This window comes from Streptomyces sp. CA-111067, assembly GCF_050956065.1.
GTDB lineage: Bacteria > Actinomycetota > Actinomycetes > Streptomycetales > Streptomycetaceae > Actinacidiphila.
The window spans coordinates 6,902,468-6,921,089 of sequence record NZ_CP192103.1; the positions used below are offsets into that span (position 1 = coordinate 6,902,468).

Genomic DNA, 18,622 nt, shown 5'->3' on the forward strand with positions numbered 1-18,622 from the left:
TCACAGTGCAGGGGGAGTCATCATGTCCGCAAAGCCGATACGCGAGCGCACCACCGCCGACGCCGAGGGCGAGGTCGTGGTCTTCCTGGTGGGCATGCGGGTCAACCGGCTGAGCGCGCCGCACCGCTGGCTGCCGGTCTTCGGCGCGATGTCGCGGATGCTGCGGGAACTCGGCAAGGACAAGGACAACGGGATGCTCGGCTTCATGAAGCTGAGCGGCTCGCCGCGCACTTATGTCGTCGTCCAGTACTGGGAGTCCCGGGACAAGCTCTACGCATACGCCGCCAACCAGGACCGGCAGCACCGGCCGGCCTGGGCCGCGTTCAACCGCCTCGCCAGGACCAGCGGCGCCGCGGTCGGCGTCTGGCACGAGACCTACGCGGTGCCGGCCGGCTCCTACGAGTCGCTGTACAGCGGGATGCCGCCGTTCGGCCTGGCCGGCGCGCACGGCGCGATCCCGGTCGCCCGGCGCGGTGAGACGGCCGCGCAGCGGCTGGCCTACGCCGGCCGGCCGGCGCGGGAGGGGCACGAGGCTCCGGCACAGGAGTCCAGCACCGCGGTCTGAGAGCAGCCGGGGCCGGTACCGGGCGGACGGGAGTCGTCCGGTCCCGGTCCCGGCCCCTCGGCGCCGTTGCGGCCTTGCGGCCGTCAGCCCGTACGGCGCAGGGCCTCGCTCAGCCGTCCCGCCGCGTCCACCACGGCCTGGGCGTGCATTCGGCCCGGGTGCCTGGTCAGCCGCTCGATCGGTCCGGAGACCGAGACGGCGGCGACCACCCGGTTGGACGGGCCGCGCACCGGCGCGGAGACCGAGGCGACGCCCGGCTCGCGCTCGCCGATCGACTGCGCCCAGCCGCGCCTGCGCACCCCGGAGAGCGCCGTGGCGGTGAACCTGGCGCCCTGCAGGCCGCGGTGCAGCCGCTCGGGCTCCTCCCAGGCCATCAGCACCTGCGCCGCTGAGCCGGCCTTCATCGGCAGCGTGGAGCCCACCGGGACGGTGTCCCGCAGTCCGGACAGCCGTTCCGCCGCGGCCACGCAGATCCGCATGTCGCCCTGCCGGCGGTAGAGCTGGGCGCTCTCGCCGGTCACGTCCCGCAGATGCGTGAGCACCGGGCCCGCGGTGGCCAGCAGCCGGTCCTCGCCGGCCGCCGCCGCCAGCTCCGACAGCCGCGGGCCGAGAATGAACCGGCCCTGCATGTCGCGTGCCACCATGCGGTGGTGTTCGAGCGCGACCGCCAGCCGGTGCGCGGTGGGGCGGGCGAGGCCCGTGGCGCCGACAAGGCCGGCCAGGGTGGCCGGTCCTGACTCCAGTGCGCTGAGCACCAGAGCAGCCTTGTCGAGAACGCCGACGCCGCTAGAGTTGTCCATGCAACGATACTCGCGTCTCACACTGTGAAACGCAAGTTCAATTTCGCCGGGAAGGCGTCAGGCTGGTCACACAGCCAGCACAGCACACACATACCGAGTTGGCCCGGGCGATGGCGCCTGCGGCCGGAGGGACAGCGATGGGTAGGACACTCGCGGAAAAAGTCTGGGACGACCATGTCGTCCGCCGCGCCGACGGTGAGCCCGATCTGCTCTTCATCGATCTCCACCTCCTGCACGAGGTGACCAGCCCCCAGGCGTTCGACGGGCTGCGGATGAACGGCCGGCCGGTGCGCCGTACCGACCTCACCATCGCCACCGAGGACCACAACACCCCCACGATCGACATCGACAAGCCGATCGCCGACCCGGTCTCCCGCACCCAGTTGGAGACGCTGCGCAAGAACTGCGCGGAGTTCGGCGTAAGGCTGCACCCGCTGGGCGACGTCGAGCAGGGCGTGGTGCACGTGGTGGGCCCGCAGTTGGGCCTGACCCAGCCGGGCACCACCGTGGTCTGCGGCGACAGCCACACCTCCACCCACGGCGCCTTCGGCGCGCTGGCGTTCGGCATCGGCACCTCGCAGGTGGAGCACGTGCTGGCCACCCAGACGCTGCCGCTGGCCCCGTTCAGGACGATGGCCGTCACCGTCGACGGCGAACTGCCCGACGGCGTCACCGCCAAGGACCTGATCCTGTCGGTGATCACCACCATCGGCACCGGCGGCGGCCAGGGTTACGTCATCGAGTACCGCGGCTCGGCCATCGAGAAGCTGTCGATGGAAGCCCGGATGACGATCTGCAACATGTCGATCGAGGCCGGCGCGCGGGCGGGCATGATCGCCCCCGACGCCACCACGTTCGACTATCTCAAGGGGCGGGCGCACGCGCCCAAGGGCGAGGACTGGGACGCGGCCGTCGCCTACTGGGAGACGCTGCGCACCGACGACGACGCGGTGTTCGACCACGAGGTGCGGATCGACGCCGCCACCCTGGCGCCGTTCGTCACCTGGGGCACCAACCCCGGCCAGGGCGCGCCGCTGAGCGCGTCGGTGCCCGACCCGGCGTCCTTCGCCGACCCCAGCGACCGGCTCGCCGCCGAGAACGCGCTGACGTACATGGGCCTGTCGGCCGGCCAGCCGCTGCGCGAGGTCAAGGTCGACACCGTCTTCGTCGGCTCCTGCACCAACGGCCGGATCGAGGACCTGCGGGCCGCCGCCGCGGTGGTCGAGGGCCGCCAGGTGGCCGGAACCGTCCGGATGCTGGTCGTACCCGGCTCCGTACGGGTGGCGCTGCAGGCCGTGGAGGAGGGCCTGGACAAGGTGTTCACCGCGGCCGGCGCCGAATGGCGGCACGCGGGTTGCTCGATGTGCCTGGGTATGAACCCCGACCAACTGGCCCCCGGTGAGCGCTCCGCGTCCACCTCCAACCGCAACTTCGAGGGACGGCAGGGCAAGGGCGGCCGCACCCACCTGGTCTCCCCGCAGGTGGCCGCGGCCACCGCGGTGCTCGGCCATCTCGCCTCGCCCGCCGACCTGTCCGACGCCCCTGTCCTGACGGAGGTCTGAGCCGCCATGGAAGCCTTCACCACTCACACCGGCCGGGCCGTACCGCTGCGCCGCGGCAACGTGGACACCGACCAGATCATCCCCGCGCACTGGCTGAAGAAGGTCACCCGCAACGGCTTCGAGGACGGCCTGTTCGAAGCCTGGCGCAAGGACCCGTCCTTCGTCCTGAACCAGCCGGAACGCGAGGGCGCCACCGTGCTGGTGGCCGGGCCCGACTTCGGCACCGGCTCCTCGCGCGAGCACGCCGTCTGGGCGCTGCAGAACTACGGCTTCAAGGCCGTGATCTCCTCCCGCTTCGCCGACATCTTCCGCGGCAACTCGCTGAAGAACGGCCTGCTCACCGTGCTGCTGCCGCAGGAGACGGTCGAGCAGCTGTGGAAGCTCACTGAGGCCGACCCGACCGCCGAGGTCACCGTCGACCTGGTGGCCCGCGAGGTGCGCGCCGACGGGATCACCGCGCCCTTCACGCTGGACGACAACGCCCGCTGGCGGCTGCTCGAAGGCCTTGACGACATCAGTCTGACACTGGCCAACGAGTCCGACATCTCGGCGTTCGAGGCCACCAGGCCGTCCTTCAAGCCGAGCACCGTCCAGGTCTGACCCCAGGCGGCCGGTCCGGCCCCCTGTCCACCGAAGCGCCCGCTGCCCTTCCGGCAGCGGGCGCTTCGGCGTTCGCGGACCCGCGCGGGGGCCGCCACGGGACCAGCGAAACGGCTCCGGAACACCCGGTTGGCCCTGTCGCCCTCGACAACTCGCCGCAGATGGCACAATCGACGCATGGAACGTGACGGCCAACTCCAGCTCTACGGGGTGCTGGCCGCGCGTCTGAAGCAGGCGCATCTGCGGGTCGCGAGTGCCGAAGTCCCTGATGGGACACGGCGGGAGTTGAGCCGGAGGCTGCTCGCGGTGACCGCGGTGGCGAAGCACGATCTCGCCGACGCAGGCCGGCGCCTGGACGTGTTAACGGCTGAGTTGGACGACCTCGGAATCCCGGATCGCTGATCCCGTAGAGCACCGAGTTCGTTGCGGCACAAGGGTGATTCGCCCGTTTCGTATTTGATTTGCGGTATATATCCGCCTAGCGTGCGAAAAAGCCCGTACTCATTCGCCGGGCAAGTTTCCGAAGGGGAAGACGTGAACAAGGCGCAGCTCGTAGAAGCGATTGCCGACAAGGTAGGTGGCCGGCAGGCTGCCGCGGACGCGGTTGACGCGGTTCTCGACGCGATCGTCCGCGCGACGGTCTCCGGCGATCGGGTGTCGGTCACCGGTTTCGGTTCGTTCGAGAAGGTGGAGCGTCCGGCCCGTTACGCCCGCAACCCGCAGACCGGGGAGCGGGTCAGGGTGAAGAAGACCTCGGTGCCGCGGTTCCGCGCGGGACAGGGCTTCAAGGACCTGGTCAGCGGGACGAAGAAGCTCCCGAAGAACGACGTCGCGGTCAAGAAGGCGCCCAAGGGCAGCCTGAGCGGCGGTGCTTCCACCACGGCGAAGGCCACCACCAAGAAGGCCGCCGCGAAGAAGACCACCGCCGCCAAGAAGTCGGCCGCGAAGAAGACCACCGCCGCGAAGAAGACCGCGTCGGCCCGTACGTCGGCGGCGAAGAAGACCACCGCCAAGAAGACCGCGGCCAAGAAGACCACCGCCAAGAAGGCGGCGGCCAAGAAGGCCCCGGCGAAGAAGGCCACCGCCAAGAAGGCCCCGGCCAGGAAGACCTCGGCGCGCAAGACCGCAGCGAAGCGGACCGCCGCCAGGTGACAGTCCGGCTCCGGCCGGACGACCGCGACGGGCCGGGCCCCCGCAAGGGGAACCCGGCCCGCGCCGTCTTGACCGCTCCCCGCTAGACGCTGGGGTCGGCGAACGTCTGAAGCGTCACGAACACCACCCGCCGGGACTCACCCGCGCCCTCGGTGCGGATCCGCACCCGCTGCCCCGGCCGCAGCAGCCGCAGCTGCCCCGCGTCGAACGCGGCGGCGTCGAACGCCATCGGCGTCCCGTCGTCGAGCAGCACGCTGCCGCTCCGGCTGTCGGCGTCGAACGTGAACGCGGTGGCTTGCATGCGCCCAGCGTAGAGCGTCGGCCGGTGCGCGATCAGCCGGTCAGTCGGTGATCAGCAGCCCGGCCGCGGCACTCGTCCGCGGGCCGACGCCAAGTGCGAGGGCCACCCGCAGGTCGTCGCCGGTGTCCACGTCCTGGCGGACCGAGACGACCCCGGTGAGCAGGATCTCCCGCGCGCCGGAGGCCAGGTGGCGGGCCCGGGAGGCGCCGCCGAAGGCGGGGGAGAGGTCGGAGTCCGGCGGGGCGGCGAGCAAGGTTGTCCCCACACTGGCCGCATCGGCCAGGAACGCCCGCTCCTGTGCCTGCGCGGCATCGCGCAGCACCTCGGACAGCTCGGCGGGCCGCAAGGCCGGGAGATCGCCGTTCAGCGCCACGACCGGAGCGTACGGCCGGCGTTCGCGCACGTGTTCGGCGCCGTGGCGCAGCGCGGCGTTCAGCCCGGCCGCGGGGGTGTCCGGCACGACGAACGCGCCGAGCCCGGCCAGTTCGGCCCCCGCCGTCGGGTCGTCGGTGACAACCGTCACGTCAGCCACCTCCCCGCAGGCCAGCGCGGCGGTCACAGTGTCCAGCGCGAACGCCAGCGCCAACGCCGGCCGCACCTCCCCGGCCGCCGCCGCCAACCGGCTCTTGGCCACAGCCAACGGCTTGAGCGGCACCACCACGCTCCAATTCCCCATGGGGCCTATCTTGCCGCCCCGATCACACCCGCAGCCATCGAGCCGGGGGCCGCGCCGGCCGGGCCGGGGGACACGGGTGCCCCCGGGCGGGTGAACCTCTGGCGTTAACGTGTCCTTTGCCGCGAGACTTGTGCGGCGCCGTCGCAACGAAGAGGAGTCCGGGTGTCACGCCGCAGAATCGGCTTCTGGTACCGCCTGGCGGCCGTCATCGCGAAACCGCCGCTCATTGTGCTGCTCAAGCGCGATTGGCGCGGAATCGAGCACATTCCGGCCGAGGGCGGATTCCTCACCGCGGTCAACCACAACTCGCACGTGGATCCGTTCGCGTACGCGCATTTCCAGTACAACACCGGCCGTATCCCCCGTTTCCTGGCGAAGTCCGGCCTGTTCAAGCCGCCCTTCGTCGGCACCGTGATGCGCGGCACCGGCCAGATCCCGGTGTTCCGCGCCTCCACCGACGCCGCCACCGCGTTCCGCGCGGCCGTCGCCGCGGTCAACGACGGCGAGTGCGTGGTGTTCTACCCCGAGGGCACCCTCACCAGGGACCCCGACATGTGGCCGATGACGTCGAAGACCGGTGTCGCCCGGGTCGCCCTGCTCACCAAGGCCCCGGTCATCCCGATCGCCCAGTGGGGCGCCAACGAACTGCTGCCGCCGTACGCGAAGAAGCCCCGGCTGCTGCCGCGCAAGACGCACCACGTGCTGGTCGGCCCGCCGGTGGACCTGAGCGCGTACTACGGCCAGGAGCCCACCGCCGAGGTGCTGCGCTCGGCCACCGACACGATCATGATGGCGGTCACCCGGCTGCTCGCCGAACTGCGCGGCGAGCCCGCCCCCGGGCAGCTGTACGACCCGCGCGCCGCCCGCCGGGCCAAGGAGGGCCAGTGACCGCCCGCTGCGCGGTCTACGGCACCGGATCCTGGGGCACCGCCTTCGCGATGGTGCTGGCCGACGCCGGCTGCGAGGTGTCGCTGTGGGGCCGCAGGCCCGGCGTGGTGGACGCCATCAACGCCACCCGGCACAACCCGGAGTACTTCCCCGGCCTCGAACTGCCCGCCGCCGTCACCGCCACCGCCGACCCCGCCGAGGCCGCCCGGCACGCCGAACTGGTCTTCCTCACCGTCCCCTCGCAGACCCTGCGGGACAACCTCGCCGACTGGGCGCCGCTGCTGCGCCCGGACGCGGTGCTGGTCAGCCTGATGAAGGGCGTCGAGCTCGGCACCGCCAAGCTGATGAGCGAGGTCATCGAGGAGGTCGCCAAGGCCGGCCCGGACCGGGTCGCCGCGCTGTCGGGTCCCAACCTCGCCGCGGAGATCGCCGACCGGCAGCCCGCCGCCTCCGTCGTCGCCTGCCGTGACGAGGAGGTCGGCCGCCGCATCCAGGCCGCCTGCCACACCCCGTACTTCCGCCCGTACACCAACACCGACGTGGTCGGCTGCGAGCTGGGCGGCGCGGTGAAGAACGTGATCGGGCTCGCGGTCGGCATCGCCGACGGCATGGGCCTGGGCGACAACACCAAGGCGTCGCTGATCACCCGCGGCCTGGCCGAGACCACCCGGCTGGGCCTGGCCATGGGCGCCGACCCGCACACGTTCGCCGGGCTGGCCGGCATGGGCGACCTGGTCGCCACCTGCTCCTCGCCGCTGTCCCGCAACCACACCTTCGGCACCAACCTGGGCCGCGGCATGAGCCTGGCCGAGACCATGGCGGTGACCAGCCAGACCGCCGAGGGCGTCAAGTCCTGCGAGTCGGTGGCCGATCTGGCCCGCCGGCACGGCGTGGTCATGCCGATCACCGAGACCGTGGTGGACATCGTGCACAACGGCAAACCGCCGATCGTGGCTTTGCAGGAGTTGATGTCACGCTCCGCGAAGGCGGAGCGGTAGGGTCAACGCGACATGAGCACCCTGCCAACTCCCCAGAGTCCCGAACCGCACGGCAGCCCGCAGCGGCAGAGCTACCGGCGCAAGCCGAGAGTGGCCGTCGTCTTCGGCGGGCGCAGCTCCGAGCACGGCGTGTCCGTGGTCACCGCGGCCAGCCTGCTCAGCGCGATCGACCGGGACAAGTACGACGTACTGCCGATCGGCATCACCACCGAGGGCCGCTGGGCGCTGACCGCCGACGACCCGGCGCGGATGGCGATCGCGGACCGCAAGATGCCCACCGTGGAGCAGGTCACCGACCAGGACGGCGCCGTGGTGCTGCCGGTCGACCCGGCCAGCCGCGAGGTCGTCTACACCGAGGCGGGCGCCGTGCCCAAGGCGCTCGGCGAGGTCGACGTGGTCTTCCCGCTGCTGCACGGCCCCTACGGCGAGGACGGCACACTCCAGGGCCTGCTGGAACTCTCCGGCGTCCCGTACGTCGGCGCGGGCGTGCTGGCCTCCGCCGTCGGCATGGACAAGGAGTACATGAAGCGGATCTTCACCTCCTTCGGCCTGGCCGTCGGCCCCTACACGGTGATCCGCCCGCGTGACTGGGACCGCGACCGGGACGCCGCCCGCGACAAGGTGCTGGTCTTCGCCGCCGAGCACGGCTGGCCGCTGTTCGTGAAGCCCGCCAGGGCCGGCTCCTCGATCGGCATCAGCAAGGTCGACGGCCCCGAGGGCCTGGACGCGGCGATCATCGAGGCCAGGCAGCACGACCCCAAGGTCATCGTCGAGTCGCTGCTGCGCGGCCGGGAGATCGAGTGCGGGGTGCTGGAGTTCGAGGACGGCCCGCGCGCCTCGCTGCCCGCCGAGATCCCGCCGGTCACCGACCACTCGTTCTACGACTTCGAGGCGAAGTACATCGACTCCGCCGAGGGCATCGTGCCCGCCCCCCTCACCGAGGAGCAGACCGCCGAGGTGCGCAGGCTGGCCGTCGAGGCGTTCGACGCGGCCTCCTGCGAGGGCCTGGTGCGGGCCGACTTCTTCCTGCTCGACAGCGGCGAGTTCGTGATCAACGAGATCAACACCATGCCCGGCTTCACGCCGATCTCGATGTACCCGCGGATGTGGCAGGAGACCGGCGTCAGCTACCCGGAGCTGGTCGACCTGCTGATCCAGGCGGCGCTGCGCCGCACCACCGGCCTGCGCTGACCCCGCCGGGGCCGCCGCGTCCACCCACGATCCCGGAGGACCGCTCAGGCGATCCCCTCCGGGATCGTGTGCTTGACCGCACCGGCCAGATCGGTCAGCGGATAGACGTCCGTGGCCCGCTTCTTGGGCAGCGTCACCTCGACGTACGCCATGCGCAGTGTGGTGGTCAGCCGCGCCGAGCCGTTGCCGAGCCGGTCGAAGGACCAGCTCACCCCGTCCACGTCGACGGCGTCCGCGTTCGGATCGAGGTCGATCGCCGGTCGCGGCACCCCGCAGCGCAGTACGATCGCCGGATTCCCCCACCCGGCGATCAGGTCGGAACGCGGCTTGAGATCATGCCGCGAGAGCCCGTTCACCTTGGCGGGAAGTTCCGCGTGCAGCGCGCGGCACATGGTGGCGACCTTCGCGTCAGGAACCGGTACGGCGATCTTGTCGTCGCTACCGGGGGCGAACGTGTAGACCGCCGCCGCGGACAAGCACGCGACGGCGGACACGGATATCAGCACGACCCGGCGGGAGAACCTCACCGGATGAGCATAGTGGGGGCTAGATATGGACGACGGGACAGGTGAGAGTGCGGGTGATGCCGTCCGCTTGCTGGACCTTGGCGACCACCATGCGGCCGAGTTCGTCGACCGTGTCGGCCTGGGCCCGGACGATGACGTCATAAGGGCCCGTGACGTCCTCGGCCTGGATGACTCCGTCGATCTTGGAAATCACCTCCGCTACTGCCGAGGCCTTGCCGACCTCGGTCTGGATCAGGATGTAGGCCTGTACCACGGAACCTCCAGGGCGGCTTCGAGGATCATGTGGGAAGGGGGACGCCACGTTATCGCGTCGCCGCGCGCATCGGGGAGACCCGCGCGGTACCTGGCCCCCGTATTGACCGGAAACACGCAGCGGAACCGGCTGACGCCGACACTGAAGGGGACGATGAGATGAAGGGGACTGTGGGCGAGTTGGGGGAGTTCGGGCTGATCAGGGAACTGACCGCCCGGCTCACCTCGACCCCCGCGGTGAAGATCGGCCCCGGTGACGACGCGGCCGTGGTCGCCGCGCCCGACCGCCGCGTGGTGGCCACCACCGACGTACTCATCGAAGGACGGCACTTCCGCCGCGACTGGTCCACCGCCTACGACGTGGGCCGCAAGGCCGCGGCGCAGAACCTGGCGGACATCGCCGCCATGGGCGCGGTGCCCACCGCCGTCCTGCTCGCCCTCGTGGTGCCCGCCGAACTCCCCGCCACCTGGCCGGTGGAGCTGATGGACGGCATCCGCGACGAGTGCCAGGTGGCGGGCGCGGCCGTGGTCGGCGGCGACGTCGTACGCGGCGACACCATCACCGTCGCCGTGACCGCGCTCGGCGACCTGCGCGACCGCACGCCGGTCACCCGATCGGGGGCGCGGCCCGGTGACATCGTCGCCGTGGCCGGCTGGCTGGGCTGGTCGGCGGCCGGCCTTGCCGTGCTCACCCGCGGCTTCCGCTCGCCGCGCGCCTTCGTCGAGGCCCACCGGCGCCCCGAACCCCCGTACCACGCGGGCCCGGCCGCGGCCGACCTCGGCGCCCACGCCATGACCGACGTCAGCGACGGCCTGGTCGCCGACCTCGGCCACATCGCCGCCGCCAGCTCGGTGGACATCGACGTGCGCTCCGCCGATGTGGACGTCCCCGCCCAGATGTCGGACATCGGCCAGGCCGTCGGGGTGGACCCGCTGCACTGGGTGCTCACCGGCGGCGAGGACCATGCGATCGTCGCCGTCTTCCCGCCGGACGTGAAACTCCCCGCCCGCTGGCGGGTGATCGGCTCGGTCACCAAGGCCGGCCGCAACCCCCAGGTCACGGTCGACGGCGCGCCCTGGGAGAAGTCGGCCGGCTGGGACCACTTCGGCCCGGAGGAGGCGTGAGCGGGTGCCCGCGGTGAGCCCCGGCGCGGCCCCCGCCCGGGTGCTCACCATCGCCGGCTCCGACTCCGGCGGCGGGGCCGGCATCCAGGCCGACCTGAAGACGATGCTGGCGCTCGGCGTGCACGGCATGAGCGTGCTCACCGCCGTCACCGCGCAGAACTCGCTGGGCGTGCGGGGCGCCTGGGAACTGCCGGAGGAGGCCGTCCGCGCCCAGTTCCACGCCGTGGCCGGCGACATCGGGGTGCAGGCCGTCAAGACCGGCATGCTGTCCTCGGCCGCGCTGGCCGGCACGGTCGCCGGCCTGCTGGCCGAACTCGACCCGGCCGTCCCGGTGGTGGTGGACCCGGTGGGCGTCTCCAAGCACGGCGACGCGCTGCTGACGGCCGAGGCGCTGGCGACCGTACGGGAGCGGCTGCTGCCGCTGGCCACCGTCGCCACCCCCAACCTGGACGAGGTCAGCCGGCTCACCGGGCTGGTGGTGGAAACCGAGGAGGACATGCGGGCCGCCGCGGCCGCGGTGCTCGCGCTCGGCCCGCGCTGGGCCCTGATCAAGGGCGGCCACCTCGCCGGCGGCCGCTCACCGCAGGCCGTCGACCTGCTCTCCGACGGCCGGCACGAGCACTGGTACCGCGCCCCGCGGCGGGACAACCGGCACACCCACGGCACCGGCTGCACCCTGGCGAGCGCGGTCGCCAGTCAGCTGGCGCTCGGCCGGGACGTGCCGGCGGCGGTCGGCCTGGCCAAGGAGTACGTGACCGGCGCGATCGAGGCCGGCTTCCCGCTCGGCGCGGGCATCGGCCCGGTGGACCACGGCTGGCGCACCCGCTGAGCCGGAACGACGGCCGCGGGCATCATCGGGACAGGCGGCGGGCGTCATCGGGGCAGCACGAAAAACCGGCCCACCGCGAGGTGGACCGGCTTCGAGTAGCCGCAAGGCTGCACTGCTACGACGAGCTACGACAAACGCGCCGCAGGCGTCAGCGCGTGACCTTGCCGGCCTTGATGCACGAGGTGCAGACGTTGAGCCGCTTCGGCGTCTTCCCGACGACCGCACGCACCCGCTGAATGTTGGGGTTCCAACGACGCGGGGTACGGCGGTGCGAGTGGGAAATGCTGTTGCCGAAGCCCGGCCCCTTGCCGCAGACGTCGCAGTTGGCAGCCACGGGACACTCCAAAGACTTCAGATGCACTTACGATGAAAAGTCCGGGAGAGCCCCGGACAACCGGAGCAGCATACAACGACCGCTCCCGTACAACGAAACTACCATGGTCCGGCCCCTCTCCCGCCCGGACCGGCGGCGCCCGTGACCGGCCTCACGACTACGCTCAGCAGCAGCAGCCCCCCGTTTCCGGTGTCCCGCAGGAGGACCTGTTGCCGCCCTCGCTCGACGCTCCCGCGGTGCGCGCATGGTGCCGACTCGCCCTCCAGGCGCTCGGCAGGGCCCGCGAGGAGATCGACGCGATCAACGTCTATCCCGTCGCCGACGGTGACACCGGCACGAACCTCTACCTCACCGTGGAGTCCGCGGCCCAGGCCGTCGAGGCGGTCTTCGACGCGCACGGCACCTCCGCCGCCGGCGGCAGCCGGCCGACGCTCCCCGAGGCGTTCCGCGCGATGTCGCACGGCGCCCTGATCGGCGCGCGCGGCAACTCCGGCACGATCCTGGCGCAGCTGCTGCGCGGCATGAGAGACGTGCTGGCCGCCGACGGCAACGGGCTTGGAGACGGGCCGGGGGACGTCTCCGCGGCCGGTCTGCGGCGGGCGCTGCGGGTCGCCGCCGAGTCCGCCTACGAGGCGGTGGCCCGCCCGGTGGAGGGCACCATGCTCAGCGTCGCCACCGGGGCGGCGGACGCCGCCGAGGCGGTGGCCGGCGGCCTCGCGGAGGTGGCCCGCGCCGCGCACAGCGGCGCGGGGGCCGCCCTGGCGGCCACCCCCGGCCAGCTGGCCGCCCTGCGCAAGGCCGGCGTGGTGGACGCGGGCGGCCTCGGCCTGGTGGCCGTCCTCGCCGCCCTGGCTGACGCGGTGACCGGCGACACCCCGATGGGCCCGCTGGCCGACGCCCGGCCGCCGAGCACGTCATCCGCCGAGCGGCAGGCAGCCGACACGGCCGCGCGGAGGTCAGGCGCGGTGTCCGCCGGCCCGGAACCGACGGCCGGGCCGTCAGCCGGTGAGCCGTTTCGCCCGGCATCCGTGCGGCCGTCCGGCGCGGAGTCCGCCGGTCCGGGCGGGATCGCCGGCCCGGTCCCGCTCGGCGCCCCCGGGGACGCGACCTCCGGTCCTGGGCCGGCGGGCCCGCCGGCCGCCGCACCCGTCACGTCCGAAGTCCTGTCCGCCGAGGGCGACTTCTGCCCCGAGGACGGGGCTGATCCCGACGGGCCCGCGTTCGAGGTGATCTTCCTGCTCGAAGGGGCCGACGCGGCCGTCGCGCCGCTGCGGCACCGGCTCGACGCGCTCGGCGACTCGCTGGTCATCGTCGGCGGCGACGGGCTGTGGCACGTCCATGTGCACGTCGACGACGTCGGCGCCGCGATCGAGGCGGGCATCGAGGCCGGCCGGCCGTACCGGATCCGGGTCACCCACTTCGGGCAGCAGACCGCCGGGACCGACCGGTCCTCGCAGGCACCGCGCGGCGGCGCCCCGGGCGAGACCGCGGTCGTCGTCCTCGTCCGCGGCGAGGGGCTCGCCGACCTGTGCGCGCAGGCCGGCGCCCTGGTGGTGGCCGTGCGCCCCGGCGAGCAGCCGGCCAGCGGCGAGATCGCCGCGGCCATCCGGCGGGCCGGCGCCCGGCAGGTCGTCCTGCTGCCCAACGACGCCGAGCTGCGGCACGCGGCCGGCGCCGCCATGGAGCAGGCCCGCGCGGACGGCGTCCGGGTCGCGCTGATCCCGACCCGCTCCGCGGTGCAGGGCCTGGCCGCGCTCGCCGTGCACGAGCCGAGCCGCCGCTTCGACGAGGACGTGGTCGCGATGACGTCCGCGGCCGGCGCCACCCGCTACGCGGAACTCACCGTCGCCGAGTACGAGTCGTGGACCACGGTCGGCATCTGCCAGGCCGGCGACGTGCTCGGCCTGATCGACGGCGACGTGGCCGTGATCGGCGGCGGCCTGGAGGCCACCGCGGCCACCGTGCTCGACCGGATGCTGGCCGCCGGCGGCGAGCTGGTCACCCTGGTCCTGGGCGCGGACGCCCCGCCCGACCTGGCGCCCCGGATCGAGTCCCACGTCCGCGACCACCACCTGGCGGTGGACACGGTGGTCTACGACGGCGGCCAGCGCTTCTGCCGGCTGCTGATCGGCGTGGAGTAGCCGCGCGGGAGCAGCCGTCGGCTCGCTGGCCGCCGGGGGAGCCGGGGAAATGTCCGAGGGGTGCGCGAGGATGGGGACCGATGTCCAGTGACACGACGTCCAACCCGTTGGACGAACCTCTGCGCAAGCTCGTCGGCGATCGCACCGCGAAGGTACTCGGCGAGCATCTCGGCCTGCGCAGCACAGGCGACCTGCTGCACCACTACCCGCGGCGCTACGCCGAGCGCGGCGAGCTGACCCGGCTCGCGGACCTGCCGCTCGACGAGCACGTGACCGTGGTCGCGCAGATCGCCAAGGCCGACAAGCGGACCTACGGCGGCGGCTCCGGCGTACGCCTCGAGGTCGTGGTCACCGACGGCAGCGGCTCGCTGACCCTGGTGTTCTTCAGCAAGGCGGCCCACGCGCACGCCCACCGGCTGATCCCCGGCCGCCGCGGGATGTTCTCCGGCAAGGTGTCGGTCTTCAATCGCACCCGCCAACTGGCCCACCCCGACTACCAGTTGCTGGACGCCGACGACGGCAGGGAGGCCGCGGAGGCCGCCGACGCCTTCGCGGGCCGGCTGATCCCGCTGTATCCGGCGTGCAAGCAGATCACCTCCTGGAAGATCGCCCAGGCCGTGGACACCGCGCTGAACTCGCTCGCGGCCACCGGCTGGTCGGGCGTGGGGGAGCCGCTGCCGGACGCGCTGCGGGCCAGCCGCGGCCTGCTGCCGCTGCCGCAGGCGCTGGAGAAGATCCACCGGCCGTCCACCAAGGCCGACCTCGACCACGCGCGCCGCCGGCTGAAGTGGGACGAGGCGTTCGTCCTCCAGGTCGCGCTGGCCCGCCGCCGGGCCGACGACTCCGCGCTGCCCGCCGTCCCGCGCCGCCCGTCCGCCGACGGCCTGCTGTCCGCGTTCGACGCACGGCTGCCGTTCACCCTCACCGAGGGCCAGCAGAAGGTGACCGCGGAGATCTTCGCCGAGCTGGCCACCGACCACCCGATGCACCGGCTGCTCCAGGGCGAGGTCGGCTCCGGCAAGACCCTGGTCGCGCTGCGCGCGATGCTCGCCGTGGTCGACGCCGGCGGCCAGGCGGCGATGCTCGCGCCGACCGAGGTGCTGGCCCAGCAGCACCACCGCAGCATCACCGAGATGATGGGCGACCTGGCGCAGGCCGGCATGCTCGGCGGCGCCGACATCGGCACCAAGGTGGTGCTGCTGACCGGCTCCATGGGCACCCCCGCCCGCCGGCAGGCGCTGCTCGACCTGGTCAGCGGCGACGCCGGCATCGTGATCGGCACCCACGCCCTGATCGAGGACAAGGTGAAGTTCCACGACCTCGGCCTGGTCGTGGTCGACGAGCAGCACCGCTTCGGCGTGGAGCAGCGGGACGCGCTGCGCGCCAAGGGGCAGCAGCCGCCGCACCTGCTGGTGATGACGGCCACCCCGATCCCGCGGACGGTGGCCATGACGGTCTTCGGCGACCTGGAGACCTCGGTGCTCGACCAGCTGCCGGCCGGCCGGTCGCCGATCGCCAGCCATGTCGTACCGGCCGCGGAGAAGCCGCGCTTCCTGGAGCGGGCCTGGGAGCGGGTCCGCGAGGAGGCCGAGGGCGGCCACCAGGCGTATGTGGTGTGCCCGCGGATCGGCGACGAGGAGGACGGCAGGAAGAAGCCGGACGACGCCGAGCGCCGGCCGCCGCTGGCCGTGCTCGACGTCGCCGAGCAGCTCACCTCCGGGCCGCTGCTGGGCTTGCGGGTCGAGGTGCTGCACGGCCGGATGGCGCCCGACGCCAAGGACGACGTGATGCGGCGGTTCACCGCGGGAGAGGTGGACGTGCTGGTGGCCACCACCGTGATCGAGGTCGGGGTCAACGTGCCGAACGCCACCGTCATGGTGATCATGGACGCCGACCGGTTCGGCGTCTCGCAGCTGCACCAGCTGCGCGGCCGGGTCGGCCGCGGCTCGGCGCCCGGGCTGTGCCTGCTGGTGTCCGAGGCCCCCGAGGCGAGCCCGGCGCGCGGCCGGCTCGACGCGGTGGCCGCGACCCTCGACGGCTTCGAGCTGTCCAGGATCGACCTCGAACAGCGCCGGGAGGGCGACGTGCTGGGCCAAGCCCAGTCCGGCAGCCGGTCCAGTCTGCGGATGCTGACGGTGATGGACGACGAGGAGGTCATCGTCGAGGCGCGCGACGAGGCCACCGCGGTGGTGCGGGCCGACCCCGAGCTCGACGGGCACCCCGACCTGCGCAGCGCCCTGGAGAGCCTGCTGGACGCGGACCGCGAGGAGTACCTGGACAAGGGGTAGGGTTTTCCGCGTGAGCCGCTCATGACCCGTGTGATCGCCGGAGCCGCCGGGGGAAGGCGGCTCGCCGTGCCGCCGGGCACCGGCACCCGCCCGACCTCCGACCGGGCCAAGGAGGGGCTGTTCTCCACCTGGTCCTCGCTGCGCGGCAGCCTTGAGGGCTCCCGGGTGATCGACCTCTACGCCGGTTCCGGCGCGGTCGGCCTTGAGGCGCTGTCCCGCGGCGCCGCGCACGTCCTGCTGGTGGAGGCCGAGCCGCGGGCCGCCAGGACCGTACGGGAGAACGTGGCCGCGCTCGGCCTGCCGGGCGCCGAGGTGCGCTCGGGCCGGGCCGAGAAGGTCGTCGCCGGACCCGCGCCCGCGCAGCCGTACGACGTGGTCTTCCTCGACCCGCCCTACGACGTGGCCGACGCCGGGCTCGGCGAGATCCTGCTCACACTCCTGACCGACCACTGGCTGGCGGCAGGAGCCCTGGTCACCGTGGAGCGCAGGACCAGAGGCGGCGAGTTCGGCTGGCCCGAGGGCTTCACCGCACTGCGTTCGCGGCGGTACGGCGAGGCGACTCTTTGGTACGGTCGCGCCGCCCAGGTTACCGCCGGGTCATGAGCTCAGAGAGCGAGGAGCCAGTCTTGCGCCGCGCAGTCTGTCCGGGGTCCTTCGACCCCGTCACCAACGGACACCTCGACATCATCGCCCGCGCCTCCCGGCTGTACGACACCGTGCACGTGGCCGTGATGATCAACCAGTCCAAGAAGGGCCTGTTCGACATCGCGGAGCGGATCGCCCTCATCGAGGAGGTCACCGCCGAGCTGGGCAACGTCGTGGTCGAGTCCTTCCACGGCCTGCTGGTGGACTTCTGCAAGCAGCGCGACATCCCCGCCATCGTCAAGGGCCTGCGGGCGGTCAGCGACTTCGACTACGAGCTGCAGATGGCGCAGATGAACATCGGGCTGTCCGGTGTGGAGACGCTCTTCGTGCCCACCAACCCCGCCTACAGCTTCCTGTCCTCCAGCCTTGTGAAGGAAGTCGCCCAATGGGGCGGTGACATCTCGCACTTGGTGCCGGCTCCGGTGCTCGACGCACTCAACGCCAGACTCAAGCAGCAGTAGGCTTCGCGTCGTGGACGTCCAGAAGAAGCTCGATGAGATCGCGGCCGCCATTGCGAACGCCCGGTCCATGCCGATGTCGGCCTCCTGCGTGGTGAACCGGGCCGATCTGCTGGCCATGCTCGACGAGGTCTCCGCCGCGCTCCCCGACTCCCTCTCCCAGGCCCAGGCGCTGCTCGGCGACCGGGAGCAGATGGTGCACGAGGCCAGGACCGAGGCGCAGCGGATCATCGAGTCCGCACACGCCGAACGCGGCTCGATGGTCTCCGACACCCAGGTCGCCCGGCAGTCGCAGGACGAGGCCGAGCGGATCGTCGCCGAGGCCCGCCGCGAGGCCGACGAGATCCGCGCCGAGGCCGACGACTACGTCGACAGCAAGCTGGCCAACTTCGAGGTGGTCCTCACCAAGACCATCGGCTCGGTCGACCGCGGCCGGGAGAAGCTGCTCGGCCGCGACCCAAACGGCTACGACCAGGGCTTCGAGCAGGAGTACGCCGAGGACGACCCGGACGCCCCGGAGCGCAGCACCGACCCGGAGACCCTGCGCCGCCGGGCCGACGAGTACGTGGACACCAAGCTCGGCGCCTTCGAGGCCGTGCTCAGCAAGACCCTGGAGGCCGTCGGCCGCGGCCGGCTCAAGCTGACCGGGCACAACCCGATCGACGACCTGGCCGCCGCGATGGCCGCCCAGGACGCCGCCGACGGCACCGGCGAGCAGCCGCTCGGCGGGCAGCACCCGCACCGGCAGAGCGACGCCGACTACCTGGCAGGACTCGCCGCGCCGGCCGCCCCCGAGCAGGCCGACCTGTCGCAGTACGGCTACGACCCGGCCGTCGCCCCGCAGCCACTGCCGCCGCAAGCGCCGGTCGGCGCCGAGGCCGCCTACGGCTACCCGCAGCAGGACCAGCAGGACGGCTACCCGCAGCAGGGCGGATACCAGGGCGAGGGCTACCAGCAGGACGGCTACCAGCAGGAGTACGCCCAGCAGGACGGCTACCCCGACCCGTACGGGCAGGTGCCGCAGCAGCAGGGCTACTCCGACCAGCAGCAGGGCGCCGGCTACGACTACCAGCAGCAGGGCTACGAGCAGCAGCAGTACGCCCCGCAGCCGCAGCCGTACCCGCAGGACCCCCAGCAGCAGCCGGCCTACCCGCAGCAGCAGCCCGCGGCGCTCGACGAGACCAGCTTCTTCGACACCGGGATGATCGACCTCAACCGGCTGCGGGAACTGGAGCAGGGCCGCTGACCGCTCCCCGCCCGGGGCCGCCACGGCTCTGTTTGGGCGGGGGC

General features: G+C 72.6%; 21 protein-coding genes. 15 read left to right on the forward strand and 6 right to left on the reverse strand.

Going from position 1 to position 18,622, the window contains the following annotated elements:
- Positions 1 to 22 precede the first annotated feature (22 nt).
- Positions 23 to 565 (forward strand): DUF4188 domain-containing protein, encoded by a 543-nt coding sequence (locus ACQPW6_RS30550; RefSeq protein WP_433892926.1) that lies wholly within the window; start codon positions 23 to 25, stop codon positions 563 to 565.
- Positions 566 to 648: 83 nt separating this feature from the next.
- Here ACQPW6_RS30550 and ndgR read toward each other — a convergent pair whose 3' ends face one another.
- Positions 649 to 1,365 (reverse strand): IclR family transcriptional regulator NdgR, encoded by a 717-nt coding sequence (gene ndgR / locus ACQPW6_RS30555; protein WP_433892927.1) that lies wholly within the window; start codon positions 1,363 to 1,365, stop codon positions 649 to 651.
- A 137-nt stretch (positions 1,366 to 1,502) separates the two neighbouring features.
- Between ndgR and leuC the strand changes: the two genes are divergently transcribed.
- The 4 genes from leuC to ACQPW6_RS30575 all read left to right on the forward strand — a co-directional run bounded on the left by leuC (position 1,503) and on the right by ACQPW6_RS30575 (position 4,679).
- Positions 1,503 to 2,927, forward strand: a complete 1,425-nt coding sequence (leuC, locus tag ACQPW6_RS30560; protein ID WP_433892928.1) for a 3-isopropylmalate dehydratase large subunit — start codon at positions 1,503 to 1,505, stop codon at positions 2,925 to 2,927.
- Positions 2,928 to 2,933: 6 nt separating this feature from the next.
- A complete protein-coding gene (gene leuD / locus ACQPW6_RS30565) occupies positions 2,934 to 3,527 on the forward strand; it encodes a 3-isopropylmalate dehydratase small subunit (protein WP_433892929.1) in 594 nt (197 codons plus the stop codon).
- Positions 3,528 to 3,704: 177 nt separating this feature from the next.
- Positions 3,705 to 3,929 (forward strand): hypothetical protein, encoded by a 225-nt coding sequence (locus tag ACQPW6_RS30570; protein ID WP_433892930.1) that lies wholly within the window; start codon positions 3,705 to 3,707, stop codon positions 3,927 to 3,929.
- Between the two features lie 132 nt (positions 3,930 to 4,061).
- Positions 4,062 to 4,679, forward strand: a complete 618-nt coding sequence (locus ACQPW6_RS30575; RefSeq protein ID WP_433892931.1) for an HU family DNA-binding protein — start codon at positions 4,062 to 4,064, stop codon at positions 4,677 to 4,679.
- Between the two features lie 82 nt (positions 4,680 to 4,761).
- On the opposite strand, the gene ACQPW6_RS30580 is transcribed toward ACQPW6_RS30575, so the two are convergent.
- Positions 4,762 to 4,980, reverse strand: a complete 219-nt coding sequence (locus tag ACQPW6_RS30580) for a hypothetical protein (RefSeq protein WP_433892932.1) — start codon at positions 4,978 to 4,980, stop codon at positions 4,762 to 4,764.
- A gap of 40 nt (positions 4,981 to 5,020) precedes the next feature.
- Positions 5,021 to 5,656, reverse strand: coding sequence for a 2-phospho-L-lactate guanylyltransferase (gene cofC, locus ACQPW6_RS30585; protein ID WP_433892933.1), 636 nt, complete (start codon positions 5,654 to 5,656; stop codon positions 5,021 to 5,023).
- Between the two features lie 162 nt (positions 5,657 to 5,818).
- On the opposite strand from cofC, the gene ACQPW6_RS30590 reads away from it, so the two are divergent.
- The 3 genes from ACQPW6_RS30590 to ACQPW6_RS30600 are packed head-to-tail and all read left to right on the forward strand — an operon-like array spanning position 5,819 to position 8,733.
- A complete protein-coding gene (locus tag ACQPW6_RS30590; RefSeq protein ID WP_433892934.1) occupies positions 5,819 to 6,544 on the forward strand; it encodes a lysophospholipid acyltransferase family protein in 726 nt (241 codons plus the stop codon).
- Positions 6,541 to 7,542, forward strand: coding sequence for an NAD(P)H-dependent glycerol-3-phosphate dehydrogenase (locus tag ACQPW6_RS30595; protein WP_433892935.1), 1,002 nt, complete (start codon positions 6,541 to 6,543; stop codon positions 7,540 to 7,542). The genes ACQPW6_RS30590 and ACQPW6_RS30595 overlap by 4 nt, the downstream gene beginning before the upstream one ends.
- 12 nt (positions 7,543 to 7,554) lie before the next feature.
- Positions 7,555 to 8,733, forward strand: coding sequence for a D-alanine--D-alanine ligase family protein (locus ACQPW6_RS30600; protein WP_433892936.1), 1,179 nt, complete (start codon positions 7,555 to 7,557; stop codon positions 8,731 to 8,733).
- A gap of 44 nt (positions 8,734 to 8,777) precedes the next feature.
- Here the strand turns inward: ACQPW6_RS30600 and ACQPW6_RS30605 are convergent, their stop codons facing one another.
- Together ACQPW6_RS30605 and ACQPW6_RS30610 are read right to left on the reverse strand one after the other, a co-directional pair.
- Entirely contained in the window at positions 8,778 to 9,260 is a 483-nt protein-coding gene (locus tag ACQPW6_RS30605; RefSeq protein ID WP_433892937.1) for a DUF3515 domain-containing protein, read from the reverse strand.
- Positions 9,261 to 9,279: 19 nt separating this feature from the next.
- A complete protein-coding gene (locus tag ACQPW6_RS30610; RefSeq protein ID WP_433892938.1) occupies positions 9,280 to 9,513 on the reverse strand; it encodes an Lrp/AsnC family transcriptional regulator in 234 nt (77 codons plus the stop codon).
- A 158-nt stretch (positions 9,514 to 9,671) separates the two neighbouring features.
- Here ACQPW6_RS30610 and ACQPW6_RS30615 point away from each other — a divergent pair, with 158 nt between their 5' ends.
- Together ACQPW6_RS30615 and thiD are read left to right on the forward strand one after the other, a co-directional pair.
- Positions 9,672 to 10,637: a thiamine-phosphate kinase gene (locus ACQPW6_RS30615; RefSeq protein ID WP_433892939.1), complete on the forward strand. Its 966-nt coding sequence runs from the start codon at positions 9,672 to 9,674 to the stop codon at positions 10,635 to 10,637.
- A 13-nt stretch (positions 10,638 to 10,650) separates the two neighbouring features.
- Positions 10,651 to 11,466, forward strand: coding sequence for a bifunctional hydroxymethylpyrimidine kinase/phosphomethylpyrimidine kinase (thiD, locus tag ACQPW6_RS30620; protein ID WP_433894711.1), 816 nt, complete (start codon positions 10,651 to 10,653; stop codon positions 11,464 to 11,466).
- A 148-nt stretch (positions 11,467 to 11,614) separates the two neighbouring features.
- Here the strand turns inward: thiD and rpmB are convergent, their stop codons facing one another.
- Complete coding sequence (gene rpmB, locus ACQPW6_RS30625; RefSeq protein ID WP_093737864.1) at positions 11,615 to 11,800, reverse strand: 50S ribosomal protein L28; 186 nt, start codon at positions 11,798 to 11,800, stop codon at positions 11,615 to 11,617.
- Positions 11,801 to 12,009: 209 nt separating this feature from the next.
- On the opposite strand from rpmB, the gene ACQPW6_RS30630 reads away from it, so the two are divergent.
- The 5 genes from ACQPW6_RS30630 to ACQPW6_RS30650 all read left to right on the forward strand — a co-directional run bounded on the left by ACQPW6_RS30630 (position 12,010) and on the right by ACQPW6_RS30650 (position 18,578).
- Positions 12,010 to 13,941 carry a DAK2 domain-containing protein gene (locus ACQPW6_RS30630; RefSeq protein ID WP_433892940.1) on the forward strand — a complete coding sequence of 644 codons (1,932 nt, stop codon included), beginning with the start codon at positions 12,010 to 12,012 and terminating at the stop codon, positions 13,939 to 13,941.
- A gap of 80 nt (positions 13,942 to 14,021) precedes the next feature.
- Positions 14,022 to 16,229, forward strand: coding sequence for an ATP-dependent DNA helicase RecG (gene recG / locus ACQPW6_RS30635; RefSeq protein WP_433892941.1), 2,208 nt, complete (start codon positions 14,022 to 14,024; stop codon positions 16,227 to 16,229).
- A 21-nt stretch (positions 16,230 to 16,250) separates the two neighbouring features.
- On the forward strand, positions 16,251 to 16,832 hold the full coding sequence (gene rsmD, locus ACQPW6_RS30640; RefSeq protein ID WP_433892942.1) for a 16S rRNA (guanine(966)-N(2))-methyltransferase RsmD: 582 nt from the start codon (positions 16,251 to 16,253) through the stop codon (positions 16,830 to 16,832).
- A 23-nt stretch (positions 16,833 to 16,855) separates the two neighbouring features.
- Positions 16,856 to 17,335 (forward strand): pantetheine-phosphate adenylyltransferase, encoded by a 480-nt coding sequence (coaD, locus tag ACQPW6_RS30645; protein ID WP_433892943.1) that lies wholly within the window; start codon positions 16,856 to 16,858, stop codon positions 17,333 to 17,335.
- Positions 17,336 to 17,345: 10 nt separating this feature from the next.
- Entirely contained in the window at positions 17,346 to 18,578 is a 1,233-nt protein-coding gene (locus tag ACQPW6_RS30650; protein WP_433892944.1) for a cell division initiation protein, read from the forward strand.
- Positions 18,579 to 18,622 lie beyond the last annotated feature (44 nt).

Excerpts from the sequence above, each read along its gene's own strand:
- ACQPW6_RS30550 (WP_433892926.1), top strand. The coding sequence starts at position 23 with ATGTCCGCAAAGCCGATACGCGAGCGCACCACCGCCGACGCCGAGGGC.
- ndgR (WP_433892927.1), bottom strand. The coding sequence starts at position 1,365 with ATGGACAACTCTAGCGGCGTCGGCGTTCTCGACAAGGCTGCTCTGGTG.
- leuC (WP_433892928.1), top strand. The coding sequence starts at position 1,503 with ATGGGTAGGACACTCGCGGAAAAAGTCTGGGACGACCATGTCGTCCGC.
- leuD (WP_433892929.1), top strand. The coding sequence starts at position 2,934 with ATGGAAGCCTTCACCACTCACACCGGCCGGGCCGTACCGCTGCGCCGC.
- ACQPW6_RS30570 (WP_433892930.1), top strand. The coding sequence starts at position 3,705 with ATGGAACGTGACGGCCAACTCCAGCTCTACGGGGTGCTGGCCGCGCGT.
- ACQPW6_RS30580 (WP_433892932.1), bottom strand. The coding sequence starts at position 4,980 with ATGCAAGCCACCGCGTTCACGTTCGACGCCGACAGCCGGAGCGGCAGC.
- cofC (WP_433892933.1), bottom strand. The coding sequence starts at position 5,656 with ATGGGGAATTGGAGCGTGGTGGTGCCGCTCAAGCCGTTGGCTGTGGCC.
- ACQPW6_RS30600 (WP_433892936.1), top strand. The coding sequence starts at position 7,555 with ATGAGCACCCTGCCAACTCCCCAGAGTCCCGAACCGCACGGCAGCCCG.
- ACQPW6_RS30615 (WP_433892939.1), top strand. The coding sequence starts at position 9,672 with ATGAAGGGGACTGTGGGCGAGTTGGGGGAGTTCGGGCTGATCAGGGAA.
- recG (WP_433892941.1), top strand. The coding sequence starts at position 14,022 with ATGTCCAGTGACACGACGTCCAACCCGTTGGACGAACCTCTGCGCAAG.
- rsmD (WP_433892942.1), top strand. The coding sequence starts at position 16,251 with ATGACCCGTGTGATCGCCGGAGCCGCCGGGGGAAGGCGGCTCGCCGTG.